Origin of the sequence: Lysinibacillus contaminans (assembly GCF_001278945.1) — a bacterium.
Lineage (GTDB): Bacteria > Bacillota > Bacilli > Bacillales_A > Planococcaceae > Lysinibacillus > Lysinibacillus contaminans.
Window position 1 is genome coordinate 1,252,331 of sequence record NZ_LGRV01000003.1, and the last position, 12,353, is coordinate 1,264,683.

Genomic DNA, 12,353 nt, shown 5'->3' on the forward strand with positions numbered 1-12,353 from the left:
TTCAGATAAAAGTGGGTCTTTCTTTTATTCTTTTAAGGATTTTGCTTGCATTTGATACATTTTTTCGTAAACGCCACCCTGTGCCAGTAGCTCGTCGTGTGTCCCTCGTTCGACAATTACACCACGGTCTAGCACTAGAATACGATTGGCGTTTTTTATGGTTGAAAGACGATGCGCAATAATAAACGTTGTTCGTCCTTTTTTCAGGACATCCATCGCATGCTGAATAATTTCCTCTGTCTCCGTATCTATATTAGATGTTGCTTCATCCAATATTAAAATAGCAGGATCAAAAGCAAGAGCACGTGCAAAAGAAATAAGTTGGCGTTGTCCAGAAGACAAAGTGCTTCCTTTTTCAATCACTGGTTCGTCATAACCATTTGGTAAATTGCTGAGTACATGTTCCGCACCAACCGCCTTTAATGAAGCTTCAACTTTTTCACGCGTAATATTCGGATTATTTAAGCTCACATTTGATGCTATCGTACCTGTGAATAAATACGGGTCCTGTAATACAATTCCCATATGCTCGCGCATCGATTGTCGTGATACAATCGTTACGTCGATACCATCAATCGATATCTTCCCTTTTGATGGATCGTAGAAACGGAATAGTAAATTCATTATTGAGCTTTTCCCTGAGCCCGTGTGCCCAACTAAGGCAATTGTTTCACCTTGGTGCGCCTCAAACGATACGTTTTTTAATACATACTCTTCTTTTTTATAGGCAAAGGAAACATTCTCAAAAACCACATTCCCTTGATATCTCGGTAAACTTTCCTGCGAAACTGGTTCTCCGTTCATATCTAATATCTCAAATACTCGCTTCCCTGCAATGAGCGAGCGTTCTAGCTGCGAAAATTGATTGACGATATTCGTAATTGGATTAAACAGTTTAATTAAATAATCAACAAAGGCATATAACGTACCTGCAGAAATGACTTCTGTCATTGTCATTGATTGCATTCCAAAGTAAAAAATAAAAACAGTAAACATAATAAGTCGTAATGTATTTACTAAGTTAAAGGAAGTGGCAGAATCAAGGAATAATAGCTTACGCTGATATTCGTAGTGCTCATTATTCATGTCATCGAATTCCTTACTCATTTGCTGTTCACGACGGAATGCTTGAATAATCGTCATTCCTTGAATGGATTCATTGATTATTCCATTTATATCAGCGATTTTCGTACGAATAACATTATTGTATTTTGAGGCAATTTTCCGATACAAAATCATCCATAAATAGATAACAGGCATCATCGTTAATGAGAGTAGCGCCATTCTCCAGTTCAAAATAAAGAGTGCCACATAAACTCCGAAAATCGAAATAAAACTCGTCATAAAGTTTGATAACACCTGCACATATAAATTACGTACCGCTTCTGTATCATTTGTAACACGCGCAACAATTTTCCCTGCTGGTAAATTATCGAAATAGTGAATCGGCAATGTTTGCAGATGTTCAAATACATCTTTTCGCAATTTTTGCACGACACGATTGGCACCTACCTGCAAATAAATATACATATAATAACGTAAAATCGCGGTTGCCACAGCTAATGCTAAATAAATAATGAGTAGCCAGGCAATTGGTTTTATCTCGATTTGCCCAATTGTCATGTAATTATCAATAATATGTTTGGCAATAAAAGGTCCCACTAGCTCTGTAAAGACAGCAATCGTTAAGAAAAATAGCCCAAGTAAAATTGGTTGCTTAAAATACATCGCATAGTGAAACAATCGCTTACTTGTACTCATGAGGCACCTCCTTCTAACTGTTGACGGTCGAATTGCTCTTTATACCATCCATTTAGTGAAAGGAGCTGTTCATGCGTGCCTTGCTCCACTACTTGCCCATCATCCAACACAATGATCAGGTCAGCATGCTGAACACCAGATAAACGGTGTGTCGTAATAATCGTCGTTTTACCTTCACGTTCCTGTTGAATATTTTCAATAATCTTCGCTTCTGTTTTCGCGTCTACTGCAGAAAGAGAGTCATCAAGTATTAAAATTTCAGGATCTTTAATGAGCGCGCGCGCAATCGAAACACGTTGCTTTTGTCCACCAGATAGAGAAACACCTTTTTCTCCAACAAGCGTTTCAAGGCCCATTGGTAGATTTTCTAAATCCCTCTCGAAATAGGCAGCTCGCACAGATTGTCGCACTTCCTCGTCTGTCGCATGCTCTTTCCCAAAGAGTATATTTTCACGTATTGTACGTGAGAATAACACGTGATCTTGAGGAACATAGCCAATCCAATCCAATAGCTGTTCCTTCGTTTGTGTGGTAATATCAATGCCGTCAATCGATAGCTGTCCTTGTTCTAAAGGATATTCACGTAATAGCTGACGTAAAAATGTCGTCTTCCCTGCACCCGTTTTTCCTACAATGCCAAGAGTTTCACCTTTTTTCAAGGATAAAGAAATGCGCTGCAAGTTTTTAACATTACTCATCGGGTATTGGAATGTTAAATCCGCGAAACCAATGGCATTTGGCGTTGCTAGGACTTTTGGATTTGTAGTATTTTGTACATCTGCTTCGTATTCAAGCGTTTCTTGTACACGATCCAACGAAGCATTACCTTGCTGCATAACATTTATTAGCTCACCGATTGCAAAGATTGGCCAAACTGCTAGCCCAAGATACACATTAAACGTCACCAACTGTCCAACTGTCATCGCTTCAGTCGCCACTAAGTGAGCACCATAGCCAAGTGCCACCACATAACTAATGCCCGTTCCGACCTTTGTAATCGGTCCAAAAAGTGCATTAATTTTTGCCGTATGCATATTTTTCTCATAAACTGTTTCACTCATCGCTGCAAAATCAGCTTCGTCTTTCTTCTCCTGCACGTATGCACGTACCACGCGAACCCCGGCAACAGATTCTAAGACGCTATCATTTAATTCTCCAAACGCTTCCTGCTCTTTCATATATCGCTCATGCACGATCTTCCCTAAATATTGAATAAGCATCGCCATAATCGGGACTGGCAACATAGCAAAAAACGTCAACTTCCATGAAATCATATAGCCCATTGCAAAAATGATACAGCCCATATATATCGTCGAATCAATTAAGGTCATAATGCCAAAGCCTGCTGTCAAGGACACTGCATTTAAATCATTCGTCGCACGTGCCATTAAATCGCCCGTTCGATTTTTTTCATAAAATGTCGGTGTCATGCGTAAAAATTGCTTCATTAAACGTTGACGCATTATCTTTTCAAGATTGATGGCTCCTTCAAACAAACGGAACTGCCACACGAAATTAAGTGCATATCCACCGACAATAATCCCAATGAAGATCAGTATATATTTTGTTAAAATCGTTGTTGTCATTTCTCCTACTGTTAGTATATCTATGATGGATCCCAGTAAATAGGGCGGAATAACATCTAATACACTGGCAATTATGAGGAGCACTATCGCAACCGTATATTGCTTCCAATAAAGTTTGAAAAACCAGCTTAATTTGCTTAAAACATCGAACATACTTTAAAACCTTCTTTCACCTTTTGCTCTTGTGTGAAGCTACCCACTATCTAGCAACTCCCTGTTGAAAATCATCTTTTTCATTGTATTCCACATAATACATACACTCCTTTTCCTCTTTTTCACCACAACAATTGAAATAAAAAAAGAGACACATACCCCTAAAAAAGAGCATGTGTCTCTTATAAAAAAAGGTAATGGATAGCCCATACCTTTCATTGCAAAATAAAATTCTACAACATTAGACATGGACAATGTATGCAGTTGTGTTTTTGAAATGTGCTGTTAAAGTAATCATTGTCATGTCCTCCTTTGTATAATTTGTTATAGTGTTCTTGAAGATTATCACACTGTAGAAATAATTGTCAATAATCTAATTGTTATTTATTACGTTTTCCAGGAAGTAATTAACGCTTTAAATCGGTAAATTACTAAATTCCGATATTATTTCGTTACTTCAAACGCTAAACGAATAGCTGGCATTGCAGAGCCAGGATGATCCGTTGAATACGTTAATTGTGGGATAAGTGTCATATCCGTAGCTAATTCTTTTTGTTTATAAATACCAGGGTATAAATCGATTAAATGATGACCAACATCGCCAGTTGCAATCACATCAAATGTTAAATTACCCTGACTGTTAAAGGCACATAAATAGCCTGTATATGCATTGTCATACGTTAAATAGTAGGCATTGTCGAACTCAGTCCAACCTCCACCTTTAATCGTAATTGAAATTTTCGTGCCTACTGGACCCGATTTTGGTGAGAAATCAACTATCGATGGCAAAATACGTAAGTAAGTTTGTCCATATACTTCTCCATTCGCTACTAAATCAAGACGGTGCGGAATACCTCCTAAGTCATCTGGAACTTTGAAGTCGTAGTCTAAGTTACCTGTTGCATCTGTTTTAATTTTGTCTAAACTCGTTACTTCTTCAGCAAATCCATTACCACTAACGCGACTACCCTTCATTGTGTTCCATACAAGCTCGACTTCAGTATCCTTTGGTAAGCCTGTAGACGTTAGTTTAACAGGATCACCTACAATACCTTCGTCTACACTAAGTGCAACTTTCACGTCTTTCTTTTGTTTAAGCTCTGGCATCTCTACACCACCAGATGCAGCAACAGGCGCTTCTTCTACGTGGTTTGCAATTGTTGGTGCAACACCATCAGTAATTTTAAACATAAAGTCAGGTGCTGGCTTATCTGGATAAGGTGATTGCAGATAATTTATGTATTGCATCCCTAAATAGCCTGTTCGTAACCGTATTGCATGATCCCCGACAGATCCTGCTGCACGAATTTTCGCTTCTGCAGTACCATTTGTAGAAATACCTGTTACCAGACCAGTATATTTATTGTCATACGTTAATTGCCAGTTACGCATATACGTACTCCAGCCTAGACCCTCCATTTTAATGGTGATTTCCGTACCGACTGGACCCGATTGAGGTTCCATCACAAATGATGGGTCCACAGTATAACCAACCTGTCCAATTTTTTTACCGCCTTGTTTTACCCATACCGTAAAATCACCACCAAAGCCTTCAGGAACATTAAATTTACCAGCCCATTTACCATCTGCATCAGCTGTCCCTTCAAATATTGTGATTTCTTTTTCTGTAAATTTCGGACCGATTACGGCATATAAATCTTCCACAATATATTCACCGTCAATAGAGTTCCATACTAATTCAACGGGCTTTTCGGCCTTTAAGTCTGTCACATTAAATTGCACTTCATCACGTACAAAGCCACGCGGAGCTGATAATGTAATGTTGTTTAACAGCTTTTCTTCAACAACTTCCTCTTTTTTTGCTGAAGTTTCAGACACTTCACTATTTTTTTCCCCAGCTGCATTGTCCTCTTTTTCTGAACAAGCAGCCAAAGCAAGGCTACTTGATAAAGCTAGCATAAGTAGCCATGATTTTTTCATTGGCACTTTCATTTACATATCCCCCTCTTATTCAACAACCACTAGGTTTGCTGTCATATCGCCATGACCTGCGCCACAGAAAATACTACAAACGATTTTATATTCTCCCGCTTTTTCTGGTGTGAATTTAACATATCCATCTTTATCCAGTTTTACATCTAAACCTTCAACTAACAGACCATGCATACCTTCTTCTGTTTTCATTGAAAGCGTAACTTCTTCCCCAGCTTTTACATAAAACTCTTTTTCGCCACCAGGACCGTGGAATTCAAAGTTTTTCCCGATGATCTCTACTTTTTGTTTTGTTTCTACTTTCGATAAATCTACTTTTTCCTTTTCTGGTTCTGGTGCTATTTCTGCTGAAGTTTCTACCACTTCGTCAGAGACAATTGTTAATAGTGAAGGAGCTACGTTAAACGGCTTAAATTCACCTTTTTGATCTTTATATTCAGCTTTTACCGTATACCCAAGTGTTCCTGTTGGTGTCTCTGGCGTAACTGGATATGCCACTACCCAAAAATTATCATCCCCATGCTTACCGTAAGTCATATCAAGTACTTCCCCTGTAGATAAATGCACCTGTACTTTTGCATCCTTTACTTGCTCATTTGTAATACCGTCTAAGACATTATTTCGGAAAACAATTTTGTCCCCAGGTGAGAAGCGACTTGCCAGTACACAACCCCCTTGTTCTGTTACTGTGTCACCAGTAATCACAAGTGCGCCTACTTCTTTTTCTGCAGCTTTCTCATTCTCTGCTTCATTATTACAAGCTGTTAATATCATTGTTGCTGCAAATAATGATGCTAAAATAGATTTTCTCTTTTTCATGTCAAATCCCCCATTTATTTGTTAAAATACCAAATTTTTATTGCTTTTTTAGTGTACCTCTACATTGTATCTCTCACAATATTATTATTCGAAAAACACTCTAAAAATCATATATTTCATCCTTTAGTATGAATTTTCACTTGTGAATCCTACTCACAAAACCTATTATCACACTATTTACAGTGTTAATTCACCGCCTAACGAAGTCTTCTCCCCCTAGCTTTTTCTTTATATAGAAATAACATTTTATTTATTAATCGCTTTTTTGTAGAATTCGCATTATGATAAGGAACGATAAATAAGTATTTTTTTGACGAAGGGACGTTTCTTAAATGAAGCAGTTTTTCGCAGTTGGGGTTGGGGGTTTTTTTGGAGCAATGACTCGCTATGGACTTAGCAGGGTCATTCCTCAGGAAAGTGGATTTCCTTTAACGACCTTATGTATAAATAGTATCGGTTGTTTTTGTCTAGCTTGGCTTTTCACAAAATATACGAAGAGAACTCCCCTTATTCTTGCCATCGGTACTGGCTTTCTCGGAGCTTTTACGACGTTTTCAACATTTACAGTAGATTCGCTTTTATTATTTGAACAAGGTAAATGGTTTCTTGCAGGCAGCTACATAGCTAGCAGTGTTGGAGGCGGTCTATTTTTTTCTGTTTTAGGTGTCTTCTTTGCAAGGAGGCCAGTACAATGATACTCGTAGGTATTGGTGGTTTTTTTGGTGCTCTTATCCGATTTAGCATCGGTAAATACATTGTAAGTTCGTATCCGTGGGCGACTTTTATAATAAATTGTAGTGGCTCCTTTGCCCTTGGTTTATTATATGGATTACAACCGATTGAATGGCTCTGGCAACTTTTAGGCATAGGATTTTTAGGTGCCTACACAACTTTTTCAACATTTGGCTTTGAGGTATTACAGTTACTTGAAAAACATATGTGGCTACAAACGGTAACTTATATTTTCAGCTCAGTTATTCTAGGCATACTTTGCGCTGCACTCGGCCTTCTTATTGCATAGAAATTAACATTTAAGCTCTTATTACACTACAACGATGAGGTGATTATTTGATGCAACCAACATCTGAACAACTACAAGCATTAGAAGCTGAAATAACACTTACCCTACATACTTTAATAGATTTGGAGTTAGAAGATGCCTATTCCGATATGAGTACACACTTTGCTAAACTCCTGGCCTCTGTCCAAACTGCAAACCTTATTGACTATAAACTAGATTTACTTGTAAACCCTGACCTTTTTGCAACTGAGACACAAATTTTACTCAAAAGTTTGATGGAGGCAAAGACGCGTCCCAATAACCGACATAAACTGTTAACCCATCGCATGATTTTAAAAGTATGGCTCCGCAAAAATCAGCGCTTTACAAATGAATATTTACCCCAAATGTTTTAATTAGCAAAGGCGCCTTCCTGTCATATTGGAAGACGCGTCTTTTTATATTATCACCTGTTCTAATACCTCTTTTACCTTACCTTTTATTATTAAATCAAATTGTATCACTTGCTTTGCTGTGTCTAGATTAATATAGACTGTTTTTCCGTTCGTCATTGAAGGTAACTGATTAACAGGATAGACTTCAAGACTTGTGCCGATTACGACAACAAGATCGGCTTCTTCAATAGAGTCTATCACCTTTTTCCAGCTTGCTTGGGGTAGATTTTCACCGAACAGCACAACATTTGGACGTAGCTTTCCACTACAACTGCAACTTTGCTTTTGTAAAAATGCAGCCATTTCAGCCCGCTTACCACATCGATGACATCGAATTGTACGGATGGAGCCGTGTAACTCCTCTACGTTTTGACTGCCGGCTAGCTGATGAAAACCATCGACATTTTGCGTGGCTACAAGTGATATAAGTCCTTGTCTCTCCCATTCTGCTAAAATCTCGTGACCTTCATGCGGTGCTACTTTTTCTAAATTCTCAATGCGCATTTTGTAGAACTCATGAAATAATGGATAATTCCGCTCTAATGCCTCAACTGTCGCGACAGTACGTGGATCAATATTTTGCCACCACCCAGATGCCGAACGAAAATCTGGAATTCCACTTTCAGTTGACATACCTGCCCCCGTTAAAACAACCGTATTTTGAGATACTTTCAACCATTCACTTAATTGTTCAATACTCATTTCTATTCTCCTCCAACCTAAAATAATAAGTAGAAATGTAAAAAAATATCTAAAACATAGTATCACTCACTATAATTTTCCATTATAAAAAAATGCTGTGCCAAATGGAATTATTTTGGCACAGCTTAACTAATACTTCTATGTTAATTGTCTATACAATTATTTTAGTTTCACACGTTGTAAACGAAGGGCATTTAACACAACGGATACCGAACTGAATGCCATTGCAGCACCAGCTACCCAAGGTGCTAGTAATCCTGCAGCTGCAATTGGAATCCCCATTACGTTATAAGCGAATGCCCAAAATAGGTTTTGTTTAATGTTGCGCATCGTTTTACGACTCATTAAAATCGCATCAGCAATACTGTTGAGGTCACCACGAATTAACGTAATATCGGCAGCCTCCATCGCCACATCTGTCCCTGTTCCAATCGCCATCCCGATGTTGGCTGTCGCTAGTGCAGGTGCGTCATTAATACCATCACCAACCATTGCTACTTTTTTTCCTTGAGCTTGTAGTTTCTTCACTTCTTCTGCTTTGCCCTCTGGTAATACTTCTGCAATAACAGCATCAACGCCGACTTCTTTTCCAATTGTTTGCGCTGTACGTTCGTTATCACCTGTCATCATAATGACCTTGATTCCCATGTCTTGCAGTCGACGAATTGCTTCTTTTGATGTGTCTTTAATCGTATCAGCTACAGCTACTAAACCTGCATATTGGCCATTAATCGCTGCTAGCATCGCTGTTTTCCCGTTACGTTCTAATTCTTCCATTGTTGATATGACATGAGTTATATCAATACTGTATTGTGCCATCAATTTACGTGTACCAATGACAACTCCTTGACCTGAAACAGTTGCCTGAACGCCATAGCCTGGAATCGCTTCAAAGAATTGAACATCGTCAAGTTCGATGCCACGATCCACAATTCCTGCCACAATAGCCTCTGCTAATGGGTGCTCCGATTGTTTCTCTGCTGCACCAATCAGTGATAAGAATTTTTCTTCTTCCCCATTAACTACGACAACGTCTGTTAACACTGGTTTACCATGTGTAACAGTACCTGTTTTATCAACAACTACTGTATCGATACTTTGTGTTTGCTCTAAGTGCTCGCCACCTTTGAATAAAATTCCAAATTCAGCTGCACGACCAGAACCTGCCATAATGGATGTTGGCGTAGCTAGACCTAATGCACATGGACAAGCAATAACTAATACTGCAATAAACACTTCAAGTGCTTTTGTAAAGTCACCTGGAGCGACCCATAAAACCCATACAAGGAACGTAATTACGGCGATAGCAACAACGATTGGCACGAAAACGCCTGAAATTTGGTCCGCTAATCGCTGGATTGGTGCTTTGGAACCCTGTGCATCTTCAACTACTTTAATAATTTGCGCTAAGGCTGTATCACGCCCTACTTTCGTTGCTGTCATTTTGATAAAGCCATTTTTATTCATCGTTGAACCATATAAAACATCACCAGATATTTTATCAACCGGTAAACTTTCGCCCGTTAACATTGATTCGTCAACAGCTGTTCTACCTTCTAATACTTCACCATCTACTGGAATTTTTTCACCTGGTTTTACTAAAATCGTGTCACCAATAACTACTTCTTCTAATGGAATTTCTTTTTCTACGCCATCACGTACAACAATTGCTGTTTTGGCTTGAAGACCCATTAATTTTTTAATCGCTTCAGATGAACGACCTTTTGCTTTTGCTTCAAACAATTTACCTAGTAAAATCAGTGTAATCAGTACCGCACTTGTTTCAAAATAAAGGTGCGGTCCATGGTGTGTACCTGCAGTTACGATGGCTTGATAGACGCTGTAAAAGTATGCTGCCGATGTCCCCATCACAATTAGAACGTCCATATTAGCACTGCCATTACGGAGGGCTTTATAGGCACCTACATAAAATTGCTTACCAATATAAAATTGCACTGGAGTTGCTAGTAACATTTGTACCCAAGGATTCATTAAAAAATCCGGTACATATAAGAACGATGTGAACGAGAAATGCCCTACCATCGTCCACAATAATGGTAATGAAAGAATCGCTGATAAGATAAACTTATTTTGTTGTTTTTTTATAGCTTGCTCACGATGGTCCACGGTTTCTTTGTCATCTTGCTTTTGATGAGCACCGTACCCTAATTTTTCTACCTTTGCAATGATGTCTGCAATGGTTACTTCCGAAGGGTTAAATTCAATTGTTGCTTTTTCGAGCGCTAAGTTCACGTTCGCAATGGAAACACCCTCCATTTTATTTAAACCTTTTTCAATACGTGTTGAACACGCTGCACAAGTCATCCCGGTAATATCGAATTCCGCTTTTTGCTTCACGACACCGTAGCCAAGCGCTTCTATTTTTTTCTCAAAATCAGCTTCACTTAATTTAGATGGATCGTATTTGATTGAGGATTTTTCCAGTGCCAAATTGACATTCGCTGTTTCGACACCGTCCATTTTATTTAAGCCCTTTTCAATACGCGTTGCACATGCAGCACATGTCATTCCGGTAATTTGCAGATTCGCTTCTTTTAGCTCTGAACTCATGTTGTTTCCCACCTTTTTATACCACGTAGGGGTATGTAATTTTGAAAATAGGAGAGTGCTACGAGAGCACTCTTATTATTTTATATCGTAACCTTGGTCATCAATTGTTTCTTTAATTTGTTCTAGTGATACTTTTGCTTCATCAAAAGAAACTTCCACTAAACCTTCTTCTAGGTTCACTTTTACTTGATCAACGCCTGCTAGTGCACCAACGCTACCTTCAACTGATTTGACACAATGTCCACAAGACATTCCTTGTACATTTAATGTTACATTTTGCATATAATTCTCGCTCCTTTTAATTTTGTATTATAGATTAATTTATACAACAACGGGGTATCTAGAATCTAAAAATATCTCCGTGCTCTATAAGATAACTCTCTTATTTTTTCATTAACTTTTGAATCGTCACGACTAACTCGTCTAACACATCTTCGTCACCTTCTGACAAACGATCGACCACGCATCCTTTTAAGTGACCCTCAAGTAAAATCTTCCCTACACTATTTAATGCAGACTGAGTAGCAGATAATTGCGTGATAATATCATCACAATAAACATCCTTTTCAATCATACCTTTAATACCTCGAATTTGGCCTTCGATTCGGTTTAAACGATTGGATAAATCTTTTTTGACTTTTTCAGAATGATGACTTTTTCGACAAGACACTTCTTCAGCATGACTAGTAACAACTTCTAATATATTTTCCAATCACTCGCCTCCTTAACTTAATTTCATAATACTATACCCGAGCAGGGTATGTAAAGTACTAAGACTCATTTTGAATAAATTTTTAATTCAATCGTCTGAGCCTTGATATAGCTGACTTTACATATACCCTTAAGCTTTGATTTTAAACAACACACCTACTAATGTTTTGCGTGGTCAATTGCTTGATGTAATAGATTCATCACATGGATATCATCACTTGAATAATACAAGGTTGTCCCTTCACGTCTAAATTTTACTAAACGCAAATTTTTTAAAAACCGCAGCTGATGAGATACCGTAGACTGTCCCAGATTAAGTTCCTCTGTTATCTCATTTACTGAATGTTCTTTGCAGCACAGTAAATTTAATATTCGAATACGTGTTGGATCACTTAACGCTTTAAATGTCTGAGATACAACAAATAACGTTTCTTCATCTAATTCATGTGAATTAGTTTGTACTTCTTCTTCCATTGTTTACGATACCTCCTGTAATAAATGATCCCTTAATATGAGAATATGTTCATGTAACAATTAATATAAAAACTGTACCATAGAAAGTCAAAGTTAACTACCTTAAGTAGTATATTAAATAAGCATCTATTTCGAAACACACATAAGGTGCACATCAATCGTACACGG

At 38.1% G+C, this 12,353-nt stretch carries 12 protein-coding genes; 3 read left to right on the forward strand and 9 right to left on the reverse strand.

Annotated features, from left to right (window positions below; genetic code table 11):
- Window positions 1-24: 24 nt before the first annotated feature.
- From AEA09_RS08280 to AEA09_RS08295, 4 genes are all read right to left on the reverse strand, one after another.
- Complete coding sequence (locus AEA09_RS08280; RefSeq protein ID WP_053583383.1) at window positions 25-1,761, reverse strand: ABC transporter ATP-binding protein; 1,737 nt, start codon at window positions 1,759-1,761, stop codon at window positions 25-27.
- Window positions 1,758-3,500, reverse strand: a complete 1,743-nt coding sequence (locus AEA09_RS08285; protein ID WP_053583384.1) for an ABC transporter ATP-binding protein — start codon at window positions 3,498-3,500, stop codon at window positions 1,758-1,760. The genes AEA09_RS08280 and AEA09_RS08285 overlap by 4 nt, the downstream gene beginning before the upstream one ends.
- Before the next feature lie 444 nt (window positions 3,501-3,944).
- Complete coding sequence (locus tag AEA09_RS08290) at window positions 3,945-5,453, reverse strand: hypothetical protein (protein WP_053583385.1); 1,509 nt, start codon at window positions 5,451-5,453, stop codon at window positions 3,945-3,947.
- 15 nt (window positions 5,454-5,468) lie between these two features.
- Window positions 5,469-6,272 (reverse strand): cupredoxin domain-containing protein, encoded by an 804-nt coding sequence (locus tag AEA09_RS08295; protein WP_053583386.1) that lies wholly within the window; start codon window positions 6,270-6,272, stop codon window positions 5,469-5,471.
- A gap of 332 nt (window positions 6,273-6,604) precedes the next feature.
- Between AEA09_RS08295 and AEA09_RS08300 the strand changes: the two genes are divergently transcribed.
- Genes AEA09_RS08300 through AEA09_RS08310 form a run of 3 tightly spaced genes read left to right on the forward strand, consistent with a single transcriptional unit; the run spans window position 6,605 to window position 7,688 of the window.
- Window positions 6,605-6,967 carry a fluoride efflux transporter FluC gene (locus AEA09_RS08300; RefSeq protein ID WP_053583387.1) on the forward strand — a complete coding sequence of 121 codons (363 nt, stop codon included), beginning with the start codon at window positions 6,605-6,607 and terminating at the stop codon, window positions 6,965-6,967.
- Complete coding sequence (locus AEA09_RS08305) at window positions 6,964-7,293, forward strand: fluoride efflux transporter FluC (protein WP_053583388.1); 330 nt, start codon at window positions 6,964-6,966, stop codon at window positions 7,291-7,293. Before AEA09_RS08300 ends, AEA09_RS08305 begins: the two co-directional genes overlap by 4 nt.
- 50 nt (window positions 7,294-7,343) lie before the next feature.
- Entirely contained in the window at window positions 7,344-7,688 is a 345-nt protein-coding gene (locus AEA09_RS08310; RefSeq protein WP_245622817.1) for a hypothetical protein, read from the forward strand.
- A gap of 42 nt (window positions 7,689-7,730) precedes the next feature.
- On the opposite strand, the gene AEA09_RS08315 is transcribed toward AEA09_RS08310, so the two are convergent.
- The 5 genes from AEA09_RS08315 to AEA09_RS08335 all read right to left on the reverse strand — a co-directional run bounded on the left by AEA09_RS08315 (window position 7,731) and on the right by AEA09_RS08335 (window position 12,185).
- Window positions 7,731-8,429, reverse strand: a complete 699-nt coding sequence (locus tag AEA09_RS08315) for an SIR2 family NAD-dependent protein deacylase (protein WP_053583390.1) — start codon at window positions 8,427-8,429, stop codon at window positions 7,731-7,733.
- Window positions 8,430-8,588: 159 nt separating this feature from the next.
- The gene (locus AEA09_RS08320) at window positions 8,589-11,000 is read right to left on the reverse strand and encodes a heavy metal translocating P-type ATPase (protein WP_053583391.1); all 2,412 of its coding nucleotides are present in this window, start codon (window positions 10,998-11,000) and stop codon (window positions 8,589-8,591) included.
- A 75-nt stretch (window positions 11,001-11,075) separates the two neighbouring features.
- The gene (copZ, locus tag AEA09_RS08325; RefSeq protein ID WP_053583392.1) at window positions 11,076-11,282 is read right to left on the reverse strand and encodes a copper chaperone CopZ; all 207 of its coding nucleotides are present in this window, start codon (window positions 11,280-11,282) and stop codon (window positions 11,076-11,078) included.
- Window positions 11,283-11,382: 100 nt separating this feature from the next.
- The gene (locus tag AEA09_RS08330; RefSeq protein WP_425411999.1) at window positions 11,383-11,703 is read right to left on the reverse strand and encodes a metal-sensing transcriptional repressor; all 321 of its coding nucleotides are present in this window, start codon (window positions 11,701-11,703) and stop codon (window positions 11,383-11,385) included.
- A gap of 167 nt (window positions 11,704-11,870) precedes the next feature.
- Window positions 11,871-12,185: an ArsR/SmtB family transcription factor gene (locus tag AEA09_RS08335; RefSeq protein ID WP_053583394.1), complete on the reverse strand. Its 315-nt coding sequence runs from the start codon at window positions 12,183-12,185 to the stop codon at window positions 11,871-11,873.
- Between the last annotated feature and the right edge of the window lie 168 nt (window positions 12,186-12,353).

Bases quoted from the DNA above. Each gene is read 5' to 3' on its own strand.
- AEA09_RS08280 (WP_053583383.1), bottom strand. From the start codon at position 1,761: ATGAGTACAAGTAAGCGATTGTTTCACTATGCGATGTATTTTAAGCAA.
- AEA09_RS08335 (WP_053583394.1), bottom strand. From the start codon at position 12,185: ATGGAAGAAGAAGTACAAACTAATTCACATGAATTAGATGAAGAAACG.
- AEA09_RS08290 (WP_053583385.1), bottom strand. From the start codon at position 5,453: ATGAAAGTGCCAATGAAAAAATCATGGCTACTTATGCTAGCTTTATCA.
- AEA09_RS08295 (WP_053583386.1), bottom strand. From the start codon at position 6,272: ATGAAAAAGAGAAAATCTATTTTAGCATCATTATTTGCAGCAACAATG.
- AEA09_RS08300 (WP_053583387.1), top strand. From the start codon at position 6,605: ATGAAGCAGTTTTTCGCAGTTGGGGTTGGGGGTTTTTTTGGAGCAATG.
- AEA09_RS08310 (WP_245622817.1), top strand. From the start codon at position 7,344: ATGCAACCAACATCTGAACAACTACAAGCATTAGAAGCTGAAATAACA.
- copZ (WP_053583392.1), bottom strand. From the start codon at position 11,282: ATGCAAAATGTAACATTAAATGTACAAGGAATGTCTTGTGGACATTGT.
- AEA09_RS08315 (WP_053583390.1), bottom strand. From the start codon at position 8,429: ATGAGTATTGAACAATTAAGTGAATGGTTGAAAGTATCTCAAAATACG.
- AEA09_RS08285 (WP_053583384.1), bottom strand. From the start codon at position 3,500: ATGTTCGATGTTTTAAGCAAATTAAGCTGGTTTTTCAAACTTTATTGG.
- AEA09_RS08305 (WP_053583388.1), top strand. From the start codon at position 6,964: ATGATACTCGTAGGTATTGGTGGTTTTTTTGGTGCTCTTATCCGATTT.
- AEA09_RS08320 (WP_053583391.1), bottom strand. From the start codon at position 11,000: ATGAGTTCAGAGCTAAAAGAAGCGAATCTGCAAATTACCGGAATGACA.